The sequence below is a fragment of the Yersinia aldovae ATCC 35236 genome, from assembly GCF_000173735.1.
Lineage (GTDB): Bacteria > Pseudomonadota > Gammaproteobacteria > Enterobacterales > Enterobacteriaceae > Yersinia > Yersinia aldovae.
In genome coordinates, this window is the sequence record NZ_ACCB01000014.1 from 50,119 (window position 1) to 67,720 (window position 17,602).

Below are 17,602 nucleotides of genomic sequence, written 5' to 3' on the forward strand. Positions count from 1 at the left end.
CTATTAATTGCACTTAAGTACAAAATAGAGGTTAAATAATAAGTCAGAATTATATTTTATATCACTTCCCCACCGCGTTGGAGGGAAAAACATGGAATAAAACAATTATGCCAGTTGACGCTGAATTCAGCTAGTAAAGACTCGCACAGTAGACAAACTCCCTGCCCGTCAAAACATCAACGTAAAAAATCCCGGCTAAAGTGCTCCGGGATTAATGAAGAATCGCCATAACCAGACGGCTGACAAATATCGACGATACGCTCTTAAACGGTGTCGATAGCTCGAAGAGTAAAACGTCCGCACCATCAGCGATGATTTTGCGGCGTCTTTATGATCGGCCTATTCGCTCTGTACCGCACAGGTTGTCAATAACCTCAACACACTATTAATGTGCGGTACTTATTTCAGTGCCATCGCATCGCGCATGGTGAAGAACAGATCCGTTTGGTCAGTCAGACCAACCACATTTGCTGCATGGGGACCATAAGCGGCTATGCGCAATTGAGTTCCGGTATGCCCCTGAGAGTCATCCTCAGAGTTTCCGTAACTGATTGCCATCACTGCCCCATCTTTGGTGGTTAAAGCCTGTGTTAGGCCAGGCGCTTTGGCATCCGCTTCAATAATTTGGCTAGAGTGAGCATGGTCGGCAGTCACAATCACCAGTGTATTGCCGTCAGCCCGTGCGAATGCCAAGGCTTTTTGTACCGCTTCATCCAGATCGACAGTTTCGCCAAACTGCCCACACGGGTTAGCCGCATGGTCTTGCTTATCAATTGATGCCCCTTCAACTTGTAAGAAAAAGCCTTTTTCATTGTTTTTCAACAGATCAATCGCTTTTTCTGTCATGACAGCCAAGGTTGGTATGTCTTTGGTGCGTTCGGCGTTGTTCTCACAAACCACGGGCGGTTTATCCAAATTACCGTGATAAGAAGCCTTCGGCCCCTGCCAGCGTACCGGCATATTACCTGGACTGAATAACCCTAATAGGGGCTTTTGCTGATCTGCCTGTTTTATCGCCTTCAGCTCATCAAGGTTTTCGACGATGACATAACCGCGAGCCAGCGCCTGATCACGCAAGGATTTATCTTGCCATTCACCGGCTTTAGCCAGCTGATTGAAGGATTTTGCCCCACCGCCCAACGTGACATCCGCACGCCCGGCAATCATTTGTTCCGTAATGGAACCGCGACCGCCATTTTCCAGCGCATTGGTCGCGCATTTTTCGCTGGTTTCTTCTGGGCCATAGCATTTGCGCCCAGTGACATGGGCAAACTGGGCCGCAGGTGTTGCGTCTTGCAACTCAGCCGTCGACACGTTGCCGGTCGCTTTACCCGCTTTTTGGGCTAATTCCAGAATAGTAACGTGGTCTTTACCAAACACATCAACCCCTAACGCGCCATTGTAGGTTTTCACACCGGATGACCATGCGGTGGCAGAGGCCGCAGAATCTGTCACGTAATCCGGTTTCTGCGTTTTCTTATCTAACGAATAGTGGGTGTATTGCCCTGTCAGCGGCAACGCATCGATTCCTTTAAAGAAACCACCGGCACCCATTGCATAGTTACGAGCCGAGGTTATCTCTGAATCACCCATGCCATCACCAATCAGCAAAATGATATTTTTTACCGTTTTGTTAGACAACGAATCACGAAGTGCCTGAGTCTGGTCCCCGGTCAAACGGCGTGCGCCGCCAAACTGGGTAACATCGCCTTGAGCGGCACGGTCATATAACCCTGTGGCGGCAGCAATGGCATTGGGAGTAAACAGAGCGCTGGACAATAACAGAGTAGATAGCGCTATGCCTGACAGAGTGGATACGCGGTTCTGCATCGATATAATTCCTTGTTGTAAAACAGTAATACAATTTGTATTAATGGGTTACAACGGATACTAGAACATACCAATGACGTTTTTATGACAGTTAGCCTTAATTATTGCGCAATCCATTACCTCATCAACTCATCACTGAATCACTCAAAACGTAGCAGCCGAACTCGCTGGAACGGCTGCCCTCAATTAATTTATACCAAACTAATTGACACCCAACTTATTCTGCTTTTTCTACAGACTGATAAATATCGATATCAAAATAGCCATCAGTGATACCGTCATTGAGGTAAACCTCATAGCAAGCCCCTTTTGCAGGGCGATAACCGCTCTGTGGCAGATGCAGGTTGTACAATTCGCTCCACGCTTTGGCGTAATCATCATCGGTGACTCGGGCATGATAAACCGCATACATGCCAGCAGGAATAACTTGCTGTTGCAGTTGATCACTCAGTTCAGGCGGCAAAACATAATCGGCGGCAACAGAAAGTGAAACATCAGCACGCAACGCTGCCGGCGGATTGACCTCAGGGTTATCCCAATAGAGAGCCAGCCAATCTTTGGCGGGGATTTGGTGTTGGGTATAGAGTGTTGAGAGCTGTTTAAAACCTTGAGGGATAGTTTCGTGATAAGGGCCAACGACACGAATCCCTACTATTTTCAGTGGTTGTTTTTCTACTATTTTGAATGTCATATCGCTACCTCGACTTAATGGTTTCAACAAAATAAAATGACCAAAAATGCGACTTCGTGGTGATACTGTTTATTTATACAGTATAGCGGTATTTTATGACATTCGGTTAATTATTGAGCGGGTTATGTGAGGCGTTTCGCAAAAAATCGTCTGCCTGTTGGAGCTGATGATGACTGAACACCCTGATGCCATGTCGTCGCAGTAATGCCGTCGTCACGCCCTGACCTGCCCGTTGCGACCCACTGAAATTACCGTCATAGATACGGCTACTGCCACACGATGGGCTGCCTTCGGTCAAAATCGCCACGGCACAATGGTGCTTTTGTGCTAATTCCAATGTCTGATAAGCGCCTTGCAGGAACTCGCGACTCACGTCGTTCCCCCACTGCTCAATCACGCGAGCCTGCCCTTGTAACACGGCCTCACCATGACCTTGTTGAATTTCCGCCGCCGGGCGTGGAACCGGCATCCCTGCGGACAACTCAGGACAAACAAGCACCAACCGCCCCTCAGTTTGCCAGCGCTGGATAATTTCGTCACTGACTGACAAAGCGGTGGCGTTATAACGCACGGGTTTGCCCATCAAGCAGGCACTGATCAGAATGCGCGCCGGTTTCGATTCCATGTGATGATCACCTTAATGTTGTGCGCTGAATAAAATGACTTTTACAATCGATAATATCCAATTAATTGCTGCTGGTCATGAGTCTGACAACGTCATTGGAGCAAAGCGCATCATTTACTGCGACAAACTTTTGCAGAACTCTCTAAATTGTCATCTGCTGATGCCCTATTTCATGTGATAATTGCGCATAAGCTGCCCTGAGCCACACCACATCGGAGACTTATGGAAACGTTTTTGATTGATAAAATGGCGACGCCACTCGGTGAGTTGCTGCTGATTGCTGATGAAGAAAACCGGCTCCGTGCCATTGATTGGACCGACCATTATGAACGCCTGATGAAGTTACTACACAACCACTATGGTGCGAACGCGTTTACCTTAGCTGAAAGCCGCAATCCAGGGGGGCTAAGTGACAGCATCCAGCGCTATTTCGCAGGTGAATTGCACATTATCGATGACTTGCCGGTGAGAACAGCCGGAACGGATTTTCAACGTCAGGTGTGGCAAGAACTGCGCAAAATTCCTTGTGGCGAAACCATCAGTTACGGTGAGCTGGCAAAAAGAATAAATCGCCCTACCGCTTCCCGCGCCGTCGGCATGGCTAATGGATTGAATCCTATCTCTATTGTTGTCCCTTGCCATCGGGTGATCGGCTCGCACGGCAATTTGACCGGATACGCCGGTGGTGTAGAACGAAAACGGGGGTTATTAATGCATGAGGGTTATATTTTAGCGTGCTAACTATCGTTGCTCTTATCAGACGTCAGAAAAGATGTTAAAATTGACGCATATCAATATTAATGGGAATACCCTATGATCCCGGAAAAACGCGTTATCCGACGTATCCAGTCTGGTGGTTGTGCAATTCACTGTCAGGATTGCAGTATCAGTCAGCTCTGTATTCCGTTTACCTTGAATGAGAACGAGCTGGATCAGCTCGACAATATCATTGAAAGGAAAAAGCCTATTCAGAAAGGACAGGCGCTGTTTAAAGCCGGTGATGAACTGAAATCGCTGTATGCTATCCGCTCCGGGACCATTAAAAGCTACACCATTACCGAAGAAGGTGATGAACAAATCACCGGTTTCCATCTGGCGGGTGACTTGGTCGGTTTTGATGCTATCAGTAATCTGCAACATCCCAGTTTTGCTCAGGCATTAGAAACATCAATGGTATGTGAAATTCCATTTGATACGCTGGATGATTTATCCGGCAAGATGCCCAATCTGCGTCAGCAAATGATGCGGCTTATGAGCGGAGAAATTAAAAGCGATCAAGATATGATCCTGCTACTTTCTAAAAAGAATGCTGAAGAACGTCTGGCCGCATTTATCTACAACCTCTCCCGCCGCTTTGCACAGCGTGGCTTCTCACCGCGTGAGTTCCGTCTCACCATGACCCGTGGTGATATCGGTAACTATTTAGGTCTTACCGTAGAAACGATTAGCCGTTTACTGGGCCGTTTCCAGAAAAGCGATATTCTGAGTGTGAAAGGTAAATATATCACCATTGAGAATACCGAAGCCTTGGCACAACTGGCCGGTAATCCACGCCCCGGCCTGTAATAAAATAGAAACCCGATAAGTATATATCCTATAGATTTCAAGTTGCAGGAAGGCGGCAAACAAGAGAAGCCAATAGATCTGCAACTTGAAAGATGACGGATATATTTATTGGCCTGGTTTGATCTCCCACCTGTTCTCTTTCCCTTTCATGGTTTACTCTTTAACTAACAAACTGTTAATTCTCGGTAGTAAGGAGACTCTATGGCAAAGTATCAGAATATTCTGATTGCTATTGACCCCAATCAGGATGATCAACCGGCATTAAGACGTGCGGTTTACCTGGTGCAACATAATGGTGGCAGGATCAAAGCATTTTTGGCTATTTATGACTTGTCCTATGACATGACGACCCTGTTGTCACCTGATGAGCGCACGGCTATGCGTAAAGGGGTGATTAGCCAACGTTCTGCCTGGATAAGTGAGCAGTGTCGTTTTTACATTGATGCTGGTGTGCCGATTGAAATCAAAGTGGTTTGGCATAACCGTCCTTATGAAGCCATCATTCAGGAAGTGTTGAATGCCAGGCATGATTTGCTGCTAAAAAATGGCCCATCAACACGATCGGCTGGAATCTATTATCTTCACGCCAACTGACTGGCATTTATTACGTAAATGCCCCTGCCCGGTATGGATGGTGAAAGACCAGCCGTGGCCCGAAGGTGGTTCAGCCCTGGTTGCGGTCAATCTCTCAAGTGAAGATCCACTGCATGACCCACTCAACCTACGGCTGGTTAAAGAAACCACCGAGCTGGCTGAAAATCTCAATAAAACCCACCAAACCCACCCAACGCAGGTGCATCTGATCAGTGCTTATCCGGTTACGCCAATCAATATTGCCATTGAGTTACCTGATTTTGACCCCAGCGTTTATAACGATGCGATTCGTGGTCAACATCTGGTGGCGATGAAAGCCTTACGTCAGCAGTTTGGTATTGATGAGAAATTCACTCATGTGGAGAAAGGGTTGCCTGAAGAGGTAATCCCTGACCTGGCGCAGCAGCTACAAGCGGGGGTTGTGGTATTAGGTACACTGGGGCGTACCGGTCTATCGGCGGCCTTTATCGGTAATACCACCGAACATGTGATCGACCATCTTAAATGTGATTTGCTGGCGATTAAACCAGAAGGATTTACCTGCCCGATAGAAGGTAATGAAGATCTGGAGGATGCTGAATAGCCCTGGCTTGTTAGTCTAATCCACATTGCAACGCAAAAAATAAGGGCCACCGCAGTGGCCCTTAATCAGAAACGACATCACCCTTACAGTGCGCGTAAAATTGCTTCCACGCTGTCTTTGGCATCGCCAAACAACATCTGGGTATTTTCTTTAAAGAACAATGGGTTTTGCACGCCGGCATAACCGGTATTCATTGAACGTTTAAAGGCAATCACACTTTGCGCTTTCCACACTTCCAATACTGGCATGCCAGCAATCGGGCTGCGTGGATCTTCCAGTGCTGCCGGGTTTACGGTGTCGTTGGCGCCAATCACCAATACCACATCAGTACCTGGGAAATCGTCGTTGATTTCGTCCATCTCCAGTACCACGTCGTAAGGGACTTTGGCTTCGGCCAATAATACATTCATGTGGCCGGGTAAGCGCCCTGCTACCGGGTGGATACCAAAGCGAACTTTGATGCCACGGGCTTGCAGTTTTGCCGTAATTTCAGCCACCGGATACTGCGCCTGTGCAACTGCCATACCATAGCCTGGAGTGATGATTACAGAGCTGGCATTTTTCAGCAGATCAGCCACTTCTTCTGCGTTTGTCTCACGGTATTCACCCATCTCTTCCGCATTACCGGTAGAAGAACCATCGGTGCCGAAACCACCGGCAATCACGCTGATAAACGAACGGTTCATCGCTTTACACATGATGTAAGACAGAATGGCACCAGAAGAACCGACCAAAGCACCGGTCACGATCAGCAAGTCGTTGCTTAACATGAAACCGGCGGCGGCGGCGGCCCAGCCAGAGTAGGAGTTCAGCATCGACACTACTACTGGCATGTCGGCACCGCCGATAGACGCGACCAAGTGCCAGCCAAAACCGAGCGCAATGACGGTCATCAACAGCAATGCGACCACTTGCAGCGCCACACTGTCAGTTTTAACAAACAGAATCATCAACAGGAATGAAACCACCAACGCCGCCAAATTCAGTTTATGGCGTTGCGGCAGCATCAATGGCTTGGATGAAATAATCCCGCGTAACTTACCGAAAGCAACAATAGAACCCGTAAATGTCACCGCACCGATAAAGATACCCAAGAACACTTCGGTCAGGTGAATATTCACCATCACCGCATCCATTACCGTGGTGCCGTGATCCAGATAGCTGTTAAAGCCAACCAGCACCGCCGCCAGGCCCACAAAGCTGTGCAGGATAGCGACCAGCTCTGGCATTTCAGTCATTTCGACTTTCTTTGCCAGATAAATACCAATCGCACCACCAATCACCATAGCTATGATAATCCAGGCAACATTGCCTGAGTCCGGCCCCAGAATGGTGGCAATCAGCGCGATGGCCATACCGGTAATGCCGAACGTATTACCTCGTTTGGATGTTTCGTGGCGCGACAGCCCAGCCAAACTAAAAATAAATAAAATCGCAGCAACGATGTACGCAGCTGTAACGAGACCACTAGACATCAGTTACCCCTTCATTGTGTTTATCAACTTGGTTTTTTATATAAGCCTAACGGATATATAACCTAGTTTTTACGGAACATTTTCAGCATACGCTGGGTGACGGTGAAGCCACCAAAAATGTTGATACTGGCAATCAGTACGGCAATAAAGGATAAGAAACTCACCCAGCCGCCGTGACCAATTTGCAACAATGCGCCGACCACAATAATGCCCGAAATCGCATTGGTAACGGACATCAGCGGTGTATGCAGTGCGTGGCTCACATTCCAAACCACGTAGTAACCGACCACGCACGCCAGTGCAAATACGGTAAAGTGAGATAAGAACTCTTTCGGTGCCACATTCGCCAGCCAGCCAAACAACACAATGGCTATCGCCATAACGATATATTTGGTCCACGGAGAGGCCGGTTTTGCCTCTTCTTTTACTAGTGGTACGGCTTTAGCCGCCTGCGGCTGTGCTGAAACCTGAATCGGTGGGGCCGGCCAGGTCACTTCACCGGTTTTCACCACCGTAACACCGCGGATAACCGTATCTTCAAAATCAATCTCTATCTCGCCATTTTTCTCTTTGCAGAGCAATTTGAGCAAGTTAACCAGGTTAGTGCCATAAAGCTGAGATGACTGTGTTGGTAAGCGACTAGGCAAATCGGTGTAACCGATGATTTTCACGCCATTTTCAGTCACCGTCACTTTATCGGCCACTGTCAATTCACAGTTACCCCCGGTTTGGGCCGCCAAATCGACAATCACACTGCCGGCCTTCATTGACGCCACCATCTCTTTGGTTATCAGCCGTGGTGCGGGTTTGCCGGGAATGAGTGCGGTGGTAACAATAATATCGACTTCAGCCGCTTGCGCAGCAAACAGCGCCATCTCAGCATTGATAAAGGCTTCGGACATCACTTTGGCGTAGCCGTCACCACTGCCCGCTTCTTCTTCAAAATCCAGCTCGAGGAACTCAGCCCCCATGCTTTGGACTTGTTCTTTTACTTCCGGACGGGTATCAAAGGCTCGCACAATCGCGCCCATGCTCCCTGCCGCGCCGATAGCGGCCAAACCAGCAACACCGGCCCCGATAATCATCACTTTCGCTGGCGGAACCTTACCCGCAGCCGTGATTTGCCCGGTAAAGAAACGGCCAAATTCGTGTGCGGCTTCAACGATGGCACGGTATCCGGCGATGTTAGCCATCGAACTGAGTGCATCCATCGATTGTGCGCGAGAAATACGCGGCACGGAATCCATTGCCAAGACCGTGACCTGACGCTCTGCCAACGTTTGCAGCAGTTCAGGGTTCTGAGCTGGCCAGATAAAGCTGACCAACGTGCTCCCCGCCCGCATCAGAGGAATTTCGCCCTCAAGAGGCGCATTCACTTTGAGGATAATATCGGATTGCCACACATCGGTGGTATCCGTAATGGTGGCACCCACTTCCTGGTACGCCGCATCGTCAAAACTGGCTAAATGGCCAGCTCCGCTTTCAATCGCCACGGTGAAGCCTAATTTCAGCAGTTGTTCCACCGTTTTCGGCGTTGCTGCAACACGGGCTTCATTGGCCAACCGCTCTCTTGGTACACCAATACGCATAATGATCCCTTTTACTTGTCTTTGATATAATTGCTATCTGTTTGGTTACTGGCAAAACCTGCTGCGTTTCAGCTCCCTATAACCTACTGAAAATGTGACCGATGATCCATATTTGTATGCACTTGTGATGCAGTTTTTGCACTAAAACTGGCAGGTGGAAAGAACACTGTATAATTCACTATAAAAATAACATTTACCAGCGGCTTGTCCTGCAACTTTGAACCAAATTAACCTTCCGCTGGAAGATCAAGCAGCCCAATCAGGATGCGGCCCCAGGTTAGTAAAATGTAAATAATTAGCACTTATGACGTTAAAACCATTATTCGTAAAGCTATACTCTATTGTTGAGGTAACGTATTGTTGAGCAAGACGTCACGATTACTACATTTGGTCATATAAATTGCTGAGACACTTGCCATTATTACATGTAATAATCATCTGCTATTCTGTTACACATCAATTGTTCCGCACGTATTAACGTTAATGCGCAAGGCGAAAGGATTTTTTATGAAGCTGAAATACACGGTCATCGCATCGGCATTGCTATCGCTCACGGTTCTTTCTGCTGCTCATGCGGCAAAAGAGTTAACACCAGAGCGAGCAGCAGCCATTAAGCCGTTTGATCGCATTACTATTACAGGCAGATTTAATGCAATCAATGAAGCAGCAGATGCGATATCGCGTCGTGCTGACAAGTTGGGTGCCGATTCCTTCTATATCCAAGATATTAACAGCAACAACAATGGCGGCAACTGGCGTGTAACGGCCGATGTTTATCATAAAGATGCCGCTGAAGTCAGCAAAGAGACTCAGTATCGCGTCTTTAATGGCGTTAAAGAATTGCCAAAAACTGAAGCCTATACACTTCAGCCTTACGATACCGTGTCTGTCAGCGGCTTCTTCCGCAGCCAGCCTGATATCAGCGATGCCATTTCCAAAGCAGCAAAAGAGAAAGGCGCGTACTCCTTCTTTATCGTGCGTCAGGTTGATGCTAACCAAGGCGGCAACCAGTTTGTGACGGCATATATTTATAAAGCGGATGCCGCCAAGCGTGTTGTTCAAAGCCCGGATGTTATCCCTGCCGATTCAGAGGCTGGCCGTGCTGCACTGGCCGCAGGCGGTGCCGCCGCCGCTAATGTTGAAATTCCGGGTGTGGCCTCTTCCGGTACGCCAAGTGCTGATGTTGGCCGTTTCTTTGAGACACAATCCTCCACCGGCAAGCGTTACACTGTAACGCTTCCTGATGGTTCTGAGATCCAGGAATTGAATAACACCACCGCCGCTCAGATGGTGCCCTTTGATTCCGTTAGCTTTAGCGGTCACTATAACAGCATGACCGATGTGTCTCATGAAGTGGCCAAGCGTGCTGCGGCCAAAGGCGCGAAGTATTATCATATTACCCGCCAGTGGCAGAACCAAAGCGGTGGCAACCTCTCCGTTAGCGCTGATTTGTTTAAATAATCAGCGTAAAGTCATCCCAAAGGCAGCCCAGTGCTGCCTTTGTTATTTCTGTTACTTAGCCTATCCGATGCGACTGAATAATTTTTTGCCTAAATCGCATAACCAATCATTGCATGATCCCCCCTCACTCCGTAAAATCTCCCGAAAATTTTGGGGCTATTATCTGTCAAGCATTATTGAATTCGCCTCATATAATGCTGCTAACAAGTCAGTCACCATTCATTAATACTTTAAAATCAGGAACCCTCATTGGAAAAAAAACTCGGTCTGACCGCGCTGACGGCGCTGGTCCTCAGCTCAATGCTGGGAGCAGGTGTTTTTAGTTTGCCGCAGAACATGGCTGAAGTGGCCAGCCCAGCGGCGCTGCTTATCGGCTGGAGTATTACCGGCGTTGGAATCATCTTCCTTGCGTTTGCCATGCTGTTGCTAACACGGCTGCGCCCTGATCTCGATGGCGGAATATTTACCTATGCCAAAGAGGGTTTTGGTGATCTGATTGGTTTTTTCTCTGCGTGGGGTTATTGGCTGTGTGCGGTGATCGCCAACGTCTCATATTTAGTGATTGTTTTTGCCGCCTTAAGTTTCTTTACCGATAAGACGGGCAGCATCATTTTTGGTGAAGGCAATACCTGGCAGGCATTGCTGGGCGCATCTTGCCTGCTATGGCTAGTCCATGCGCTGGTCTTGCGTGGCGTTCAGACCGCGGCCAGCATTAATTTGGCGGCGACGCTGGCAAAACTGTTGCCGATTGGTGGTTTTATTGTTTTGGCAGGGCTGGCATTCAGTCTTGATACATTTACTTTTGACTTTACCGGCATCGCCTTGCATACCCCGGTCTGGCAGCAAGTTAAAGACACGATGTTGATTACGCTTTGGGTCTTTATTGGCGTGGAAGGTGCGGTGGTGGTATCCGCCAGGGCGCGGAACAAGAAAGATGTCGGGCGCGCCACCATGTTGGCGGTACTGTCAGCTCTCAGTGTCTATTTGCTGATTACCTTATTGTCACTTGGTGTTGTTCCGCGCGCGGAACTCGCGGCGATGCGCAACCCCTCAATGGCAGGCATTATGGTTGAAATGATTGGCCCGTGGGGTGAGCTAATTATCGCGACCGGGCTGATTATTTCCGTTTGTGGTGCTTACCTAAGCTGGACCATTATGGCGGCAGAAGTGCCGATGGTTGCGGCGAAACATGGTGCATTCCCGAAAGTTTTCCGTCATCAAAATAAGAACAGCGCACCGGCACCCTCGCTGTGGTTGACCAACTGTGCGGTTCAGGTGGCGCTTATTCTGATCTGGCTGACCGGCAGCAATTACAATACCTTACTCACCATTGCTTCAGAAATGATCCTGATACCCTATTTTCTGGTGGGTGCCTTCTTATTTAAGGTGGCATTGAAACGTCAAGACTGGCGTTTAATTGTGGCCGCCAGTGGCGCATGTTTGTATGGTTTATGGCTAATTTACGCCGCCGGATTGCTGTATCTATTACTGTCGGTGCTGTTGTACGCCCCTGGGTTGTTGGTGTTTATTTATGCACGCAGAGGGCATGAAGGGCTTAAACTGCTAAATAAATTAGAGCGAGCCGCAATCTCTCTGGTGCTCATCGCCACGGTTCCCGCCACCTGGCTGATGATGCATTAAGCAAAAACGATAATGCAGATGGGCAGGCTCGGGGTGTTTTGGTCATCAAACGTCAATCACGCCAAAACAGCCTGTCCATTGCGAATGAGCAAAGTCATCATAACGGCTCTGCGACCAGAGATAAATTTACCGACAGACATTCCCCCTTCTGACTCAGCCCCATTGATGTTGGGAACCGCTGCTTAATTGCCCCAATTTGAGTCGTTTCCAGCGGGTAGGGTAATTGGATATCCAAAGCCGTGATGCCCTGCTGTTCAGCCAGCCGAATTAACCGAATAATATTGGTTTCATCACTGAGTTGAGTTGATAAAACCTGTAGCGCTAACGCAGTAAGTTGCTCCTGTGGTGTCCTTTCCAACGCATTTTGCGCCTTCACTACCATGCCAAAAATTGGCATCACGCCATAAATAGCCTCGATAAAACTCCAGCGTTTTTTACATGATATTGCAAGAAACTCAGTGTAATCAAAGCAGACTTTTTCACCGTACGGTGGTGCGCTGACGTGTTCGCCACTCATCCCTTAGTCCTCGGTTGAACAATACAACTATTCATTAGTTTCAGGTGTTTATTAATCTCAGGTATTCATTAATCTCAGGTATTCATTAATCTCAGGTATTGAACTATAAACGGTAGGCGCAACAAATAGAGATGACGATGAAATCAATTTCATTAATATAATGAAATAATTTGCCTGTTGTCTAGCAGTCAGTCACTTGTCTTAATTAACCGGCATAATGCGTTACTGTCCGTAGCATTGCCACCAACAGCACGCTATGCTGAATCCTGATACTTTTATAAACTGAAAATCATGACCAAAATTGTTTTTGTGGAAGACGACCCGGAGGTCGGAAAACTGATTGCGGCCTATCTTGGCAAACATGACATTGATGTTTTGGTTGAGCCACGCGGTGATACGGCACAAGCGGTTATTGAACAACAAGCACCGGATCTGGTGCTGCTTGATATCATGTTGCCCGGCAAAGATGGCATGACGCTCTGCCGCGATCTTCGGCCAAACTATGACGGCCCCATCGTATTACTGACCTCACTGGACAGTGATATGAACCATATTCTCTCCCTTGAGATGGGCGCAAATGACTACATTTTGAAGACCACGCCCCCGGCGGTACTGTTGGCCCGATTGCGCTTACATCTGCGGCAACACCAGCAGCAGACCAAAGACCCCCTCAGCCCGGTGCTGACCAATCATAATGCGATTCACTTTGGCCTGCTGTGTATTGACCCGGTGAATCGACAAGTAAATCTCAGTGATGAAGAAATTATCTTATCAACATCTGATTTCGATTTGCTATGGGAGTTGGCAACTCATGCCGGAATCATTATGGATAGGGAAGCTCTGCTGAAGAATCTGCGCGGTGTCAGTTATGACGGAATGGATCGCAGCATTGATGTTGCTATCTCCCGCTTACGCCGCAAGCTCTATGACAATGCCCTTGAACCGTTTCGCATCAAGACAGTACGCAATAAAGGTTATCTGTTTGCGCCCAATGCCTGGGAGTCAATGCAGCAATGAGAAAGCTCTTTATTCAGTTTTTCTTATTGCTCTTCGTCTGCTTTATGGTGATGGCGATGTTGGTCGGGCTGGTCTACAAAATCACCGCAGAACGAGCGGGTCGCCAATCATTGGACGATTTGATGAAAAGCTCGTTGTCATTGATGCGCAGCGAATTGCGGGAAATTCCGCTAAAAGATTGGAATAAAACCATTGCCACGCTGGATTTAAACCTGTCCTTTCAACTGCATATAGAACCATTAGATAAACGTGATCTCGGTGAGCGCCTGAATAAGCGCCTGCGGGCGGGCGAAATTATTGCCTTAGATGATGAATATACCTTTTTACAACGTATTCCGCGCAGCCACTATGTCCTTGCTGTCGGCCCAGTGCCTTATCTGTTTTATCTGCATCAAATGCGGTTGCTCGACTTAGCCTTGCTACTTCTGATTGGCCTGTCTTTAGCGTTACCGGTGTTTCTTTGGATGCGGCCGCACTGGAAAGATCTGCTTAAATTGGAGAATGCCGCCCAGCGCTTGGGAGCCGGCTATCTCGATGAGCGCACACATTTTGATCCCACATCCAGCCTTAATCGGTTGGGGGTGGCATTTAATCAAATGGCGGATAATATCAATACCTTGATTGTCAGCAAGAAACTGCTTATTGACGGTATTGCCCACGAATTACGCACTCCACTGGTACGCCTGCGTTATCGTTTAGCCATGAGCGATAACCTGACTGAAAGTGAGCATCAGGCGTTGAATCATGATATTGGCCAGTTAGAAGCGCTAATTGATGAACTTCTCACCTATGCGCGCCTGGATCGACCACAAGTTTCGCTTAATCTCGAACCTATCGATTTACCCGAATGGTTAGCGGCCAAGGTCACGGACATGCGCTTGATTCATCAAGAGCGTGAAATTGAACTCGATATCCCTCATCGTGGTGACTTTGGTGCGGTTGACCTGCGTTTAATGGAGCGAGTGCTGGATAATCTGGTTAACAATGCCCTGCGCTACTCCAGTCAACGGCTGCGTATTGGGTTGTGGTTTGATGGTGATAACGCTTGCCTGCAAGTGGAAGATGATGGGCCAGGAATTCCATTGGAAGAACGCGCCCGTGTATTCGAGCCGTTTGTTCGCCTTGACCCCAGCCGTGATCGCGCAACCGGTGGCTGCGGGCTGGGCTTAGCTATCGTCCACTCTATTGCGCTGGCTTATCAGGGAACCCTCGTTGTCGATGCCAGCTCATTAGGTGGGGCCAGTTTCCGCTTCTGTTGGCCAGTCAAGAACACCCATTCACTGCCTACTGAGCAGGACTCATTCACGCACTAGACGGATATCAATTTTTATTATGGAGAGCGACATGACTACCGCTTATCAACACTTACGTACCACGTTTACCCGCCTTTCCCGCTTCGAGCATCTCTCCGCCATTGCCGGATGGGATATGCAGACCATGATGCCGCCAAAAGGTAACCTGGCCCGCTCAGAGGCGATGGCGGAGCTAAATGTATTGCAGCATCAAATTCTAACGGACAAGCGAGTCGGTGAATGGCTAAAACAAGCAGACGTTGAATCATTGGATGACGTTGCACGGGCCAACTTGCGCGAAATGCGCCGTCATTACGACAATGCCGTCTTGTTACCGGAAGCCCTGGTTGAGGCAAAATCACTGGCCGGTGCACGATGTGAACATGCCTGGCGGCAGCAACGTATCGCGAATGATTGGCACGGTTTTGCAGAGAATCTGCGAGAGGTGGTCAAACTCAGCCGGGAAGAAGCGGCCATTCGCGCGCAAGCGGCGGGGACTTCAGGTTATGATGCATTATTGAATCTCTACGAACCGGGGACCACCAGTGCTGACCTTGACCGTATCTTTGGTGATCTCAAACAGTGGCTTCCCGCCCTATTACAAAAGGTTACAGCCAAACAAGCAAATGCGTCCTGCCTGATACCACAAGGGCCGTTTGATGTGGCAAAACAGCGCAAGCTGGGGCTGAGTGTTATGAACCTGTTGGGTTTTGACTTTGATGGCGGGCGAGTGGATGTCAGTGTTCACCCATTCTGTGGTGGTATTCCTCAGGATGTACGTATTACCACCCGTTATAATGAATCTGAGTTTCTCAGCGCGCTGATGGGGATTGTGCATGAAACCGGACATGCTCGTTATGAGCAGAACTTGCCACGCGAGTGGTTAGGACAGCCCATCTCTCATGCCCGATCAACGGCGATTCATGAATCTCAAAGCTTATTATTTGAAATGCAGTTAGCCCGTAGCAATGAGTTCCTGCAAGTGATCCGCCCGTTGGTGATAACTCAATTTGGTGATCAACCTGCTTTTGCAGAAGAGAACTTTATTAATCTGAATCAACGGGTTAAGACTGGTTTTATTCGAGTTGATGCCGATGAAGTCAGCTACCCTGCTCATGTCATTTTGCGCTATGAAATAGAAAAAGCGTTGATTACCGGTGAGATTGAAGTGGATGATATCCCTGTGCTGTGGAACGAAAAAATGCAGCAATATCTTGGGATTAGCACCGAAGGTAATTACCGTAACGGGTGTATGCAAGATATTCACTGGACCGACGGCGCATTTGGTTATTTCCCAACTTATACCTTAGGGGCAATGTATGCAGCTCAGTTATTCCAAACCGCCCGAGAGGCTATTCCAGGGTTAGACCAGAGTATTGCGGCTGGCGATCTTCGTGCGCTGTTTAACTGGTTGCAAAATAACATCTGGCAACATGGTAGCCGATACTCAACCGCCGAATTGATGAGCAAAGCCACCGGTGAACCGCTTAACCCACGTTATTTCCGTGAGCATCTGGAACGGCGCTACTTATCTTAAACTCACCTAATCCGATGTAAGTTTGGCGGGTTATTGAAGCACTGCCCCGCGAGGGGCAGTCGGCAGAGTAAAGCGCCCCGCCAGCTTGGTCGCTTATTGCGATAACAAAAGTTCGACGTCTTTGCGATAATAGCCAGTGAATAGGTGTCCTTTACTTGCCAACAGCAGCCGTAATGTACTGGCATCGACACAGAGGGTTACCTGATAAGCCAACGCAATAGTGTCTGCCAGATCTCTTCGTCACGAGCAACGTATTCATTAGTGATGTAGTTATTCATCTTAGTTTCTCCCTGATGAAAAACAGATCCCACCTTACGTTCAAATGTGCACTTACTGGCATTGAGCACTTTGTAGTACGCGCCATACATTGTATGTTGTAACTAAAATAGGAGTAACGCTACATAACTCACTCAATCTACCCTGTACAATCGGTTACAAGCCGAAACCAATGACTCACGGAAGATTTGAGATGATTCCTCTACTCTGTTTATAACGACCCAACGGGCTGATTTTAGAATAGAACACTGAGGAATAAATCATGAGAACACTATTAGCTCTGATTGTTGCTGCGAGCATGGGCATATCTTCTGTCGCTTTTGCTGCCGACATGGTGGCACCAACGACGACACCAACGGCTACAGCGCCTTCACATAGCGCTCCTGTTAAAACTGTGCATCACGAAAAAGCTAAAAAATCGATGAAATCTGATTCGATGAAAAAAACAGATAAAACAGCCCCTGTACAAAAGGCACAAGCAGCCCCAAAACAGCATAAAAAAACGACTCACAGTAAAGCGCCCACGACAGCAACCCCTGCCGTAAAATAGTAGGGTTTGAATCGAGAAAACGAAAACTCACGGCCTCGATTGACCTGTAACAGCTAATTCACTCAACACCCGGTTTTTGCCGGGTGTTTTTTATCAGGAGTGCTGATAATGCTGCGCCGTTATTTATTTGAAATTACCTTGGCGACTTTAGTTATATGCGGTCTGACCACATTATTTTTTTATTTATAGTCAAAAACTCTAGCGTTATCAAAAAAATAATTACTGGCAATGCACAGTGCGACTGAATCTGTCTATAGTTAGCGATACCGAACAATGAATCGATTAGAAATCAAAGTAACTTAGAGACTTAAATGCTGTTTGGTTTAGCTAGCAACGCCTCTGGAGTGTTTAATGGATA

General features: G+C 48.0%; 15 protein-coding genes and 1 pseudogene. 10 read left to right on the top strand and 6 right to left on the bottom strand.

Translation table 11 applies throughout. The features are described from left to right. Window positions 1-399 precede the first annotated feature (399 nt). The 3 genes from phoA to YALDO0001_RS08575 all read right to left on the bottom strand — a co-directional run bounded on the left by phoA (window position 400) and on the right by YALDO0001_RS08575 (window position 3,146). Window positions 400-1,830, bottom strand: coding sequence for an alkaline phosphatase (phoA, locus tag YALDO0001_RS08565; RefSeq protein ID WP_004702053.1), 1,431 nt, complete (start codon window positions 1,828-1,830; stop codon window positions 400-402). Between the two features lie 217 nt (window positions 1,831-2,047). Next, the gene (gene sbmC, locus YALDO0001_RS08570; RefSeq protein ID WP_004702055.1) at window positions 2,048-2,521 is read right to left on the bottom strand and encodes a DNA gyrase inhibitor SbmC; all 474 of its coding nucleotides are present in this window, start codon (window positions 2,519-2,521) and stop codon (window positions 2,048-2,050) included. Window positions 2,522-2,627: 106 nt separating this feature from the next. Then, window positions 2,628-3,146 (bottom strand): 2-thiouracil desulfurase family protein, encoded by a 519-nt coding sequence (locus YALDO0001_RS08575; protein ID WP_004702057.1) that lies wholly within the window; start codon window positions 3,144-3,146, stop codon window positions 2,628-2,630. A gap of 222 nt (window positions 3,147-3,368) precedes the next feature. Here YALDO0001_RS08575 and ogt point away from each other — a divergent pair, with 222 nt between their 5' ends. The 3 genes and pseudogenes from ogt to uspE all read left to right on the top strand — a co-directional run bounded on the left by ogt (window position 3,369) and on the right by uspE (window position 5,889). Next, entirely contained in the window at window positions 3,369-3,887 is a 519-nt protein-coding gene (gene ogt, locus YALDO0001_RS08580) for a methylated-DNA--[protein]-cysteine S-methyltransferase (protein ID WP_004702058.1), read from the top strand. Between the two features lie 72 nt (window positions 3,888-3,959). Continuing rightward, window positions 3,960-4,712: a fumarate/nitrate reduction transcriptional regulator Fnr gene (gene fnr / locus YALDO0001_RS08585; protein ID WP_004702060.1), complete on the top strand. Its 753-nt coding sequence runs from the start codon at window positions 3,960-3,962 to the stop codon at window positions 4,710-4,712. A gap of 201 nt (window positions 4,713-4,913) precedes the next feature. Continuing rightward, window positions 4,914-5,889, top strand: a pseudogene (gene uspE / locus YALDO0001_RS08590) (universal stress protein UspE). Between the two features lie 83 nt (window positions 5,890-5,972). Here the strand turns inward: uspE and pntB are convergent. Together pntB and pntA are read right to left on the bottom strand one after the other, a co-directional pair. Further along, window positions 5,973-7,364 carry a Re/Si-specific NAD(P)(+) transhydrogenase subunit beta gene (gene pntB, locus YALDO0001_RS08595; RefSeq protein WP_042839605.1) on the bottom strand — a complete coding sequence of 464 codons (1,392 nt, stop codon included), beginning with the start codon at window positions 7,362-7,364 and terminating at the stop codon, window positions 5,973-5,975. 62 nt (window positions 7,365-7,426) lie between these two features. Beyond that, entirely contained in the window at window positions 7,427-8,953 is a 1,527-nt protein-coding gene (pntA, locus tag YALDO0001_RS08600) for a Re/Si-specific NAD(P)(+) transhydrogenase subunit alpha (protein WP_004702070.1), read from the bottom strand. Between the two features lie 507 nt (window positions 8,954-9,460). Between pntA and ydgH the strand changes: the two genes are divergently transcribed. Both ydgH and YALDO0001_RS08615 read left to right on the top strand, forming a co-directional pair. Beyond that, complete coding sequence (gene ydgH, locus YALDO0001_RS08610; protein WP_042545858.1) at window positions 9,461-10,414, top strand: DUF1471 family protein YdgH; 954 nt, start codon at window positions 9,461-9,463, stop codon at window positions 10,412-10,414. A 249-nt stretch (window positions 10,415-10,663) separates the two neighbouring features. Next, on the top strand, window positions 10,664-12,055 hold the full coding sequence (locus YALDO0001_RS08615; protein ID WP_004702074.1) for an amino acid permease: 1,392 nt from the start codon (window positions 10,664-10,666) through the stop codon (window positions 12,053-12,055). A 97-nt stretch (window positions 12,056-12,152) separates the two neighbouring features. Here the strand turns inward: YALDO0001_RS08615 and YALDO0001_RS08620 are convergent, their stop codons facing one another. Further along, entirely contained in the window at window positions 12,153-12,572 is a 420-nt protein-coding gene (locus tag YALDO0001_RS08620) for a hypothetical protein (RefSeq protein ID WP_004702077.1), read from the bottom strand. A 291-nt stretch (window positions 12,573-12,863) separates the two neighbouring features. Between YALDO0001_RS08620 and rstA the strand changes: the two genes are divergently transcribed. From rstA to ydgU, 5 genes are all read left to right on the top strand, one after another. Further along, a complete protein-coding gene (gene rstA, locus YALDO0001_RS08625) occupies window positions 12,864-13,589 on the top strand; it encodes a two-component system response regulator RstA (RefSeq protein WP_004702078.1) in 726 nt (241 codons plus the stop codon). Then, the gene (rstB, locus tag YALDO0001_RS08630; RefSeq protein ID WP_042839606.1) at window positions 13,586-14,902 is read left to right on the top strand and encodes a two-component system sensor histidine kinase RstB; all 1,317 of its coding nucleotides are present in this window, start codon (window positions 13,586-13,588) and stop codon (window positions 14,900-14,902) included. The genes rstA and rstB overlap by 4 nt, the downstream gene beginning before the upstream one ends. 31 nt (window positions 14,903-14,933) lie before the next feature. Further along, window positions 14,934-16,418 carry a carboxypeptidase M32 gene (locus YALDO0001_RS08635; protein WP_004702083.1) on the top strand — a complete coding sequence of 495 codons (1,485 nt, stop codon included), beginning with the start codon at window positions 14,934-14,936 and terminating at the stop codon, window positions 16,416-16,418. A gap of 538 nt (window positions 16,419-16,956) precedes the next feature. Next, complete coding sequence (asr, locus tag YALDO0001_RS08640) at window positions 16,957-17,244, top strand: acid resistance repetitive basic protein Asr (RefSeq protein ID WP_042839607.1); 288 nt, start codon at window positions 16,957-16,959, stop codon at window positions 17,242-17,244. A 108-nt stretch (window positions 17,245-17,352) separates the two neighbouring features. Beyond that, window positions 17,353-17,433 carry a small membrane protein YdgU gene (ydgU, locus tag YALDO0001_RS22640; RefSeq protein WP_493666646.1) on the top strand — a complete coding sequence of 27 codons (81 nt, stop codon included), beginning with the start codon at window positions 17,353-17,355 and terminating at the stop codon, window positions 17,431-17,433. Window positions 17,434-17,602 lie beyond the last annotated feature (169 nt).

Coding starts and splice junctions, on each gene's coding strand:
- phoA (WP_004702053.1), bottom strand. CDS start 1,830: ATGCAGAACCGCGTATCCACTCTGTCAGGCATAGCGCTATCTACTCTG.
- sbmC (WP_004702055.1), bottom strand. CDS start 2,521: ATGACATTCAAAATAGTAGAAAAACAACCACTGAAAATAGTAGGGATT.
- YALDO0001_RS08575 (WP_004702057.1), bottom strand. CDS start 3,146: ATGGAATCGAAACCGGCGCGCATTCTGATCAGTGCCTGCTTGATGGGC.
- ogt (WP_004702058.1), top strand. CDS start 3,369: ATGGAAACGTTTTTGATTGATAAAATGGCGACGCCACTCGGTGAGTTG.
- fnr (WP_004702060.1), top strand. CDS start 3,960: ATGATCCCGGAAAAACGCGTTATCCGACGTATCCAGTCTGGTGGTTGT.
- pntB (WP_042839605.1), bottom strand. CDS start 7,364: ATGTCTAGTGGTCTCGTTACAGCTGCGTACATCGTTGCTGCGATTTTA.
- pntA (WP_004702070.1), bottom strand. CDS start 8,953: ATGCGTATTGGTGTACCAAGAGAGCGGTTGGCCAATGAAGCCCGTGTT.
- ydgH (WP_042545858.1), top strand. CDS start 9,461: ATGAAGCTGAAATACACGGTCATCGCATCGGCATTGCTATCGCTCACG.
- YALDO0001_RS08620 (WP_004702077.1), bottom strand. CDS start 12,572: ATGAGTGGCGAACACGTCAGCGCACCACCGTACGGTGAAAAAGTCTGC.
- rstA (WP_004702078.1), top strand. CDS start 12,864: ATGACCAAAATTGTTTTTGTGGAAGACGACCCGGAGGTCGGAAAACTG.
- rstB (WP_042839606.1), top strand. CDS start 13,586: ATGAGAAAGCTCTTTATTCAGTTTTTCTTATTGCTCTTCGTCTGCTTT.
- YALDO0001_RS08635 (WP_004702083.1), top strand. CDS start 14,934: ATGACTACCGCTTATCAACACTTACGTACCACGTTTACCCGCCTTTCC.
- asr (WP_042839607.1), top strand. CDS start 16,957: ATGAGAACACTATTAGCTCTGATTGTTGCTGCGAGCATGGGCATATCT.
- ydgU (WP_493666646.1), top strand. CDS start 17,353: ATGCTGCGCCGTTATTTATTTGAAATTACCTTGGCGACTTTAGTTATA.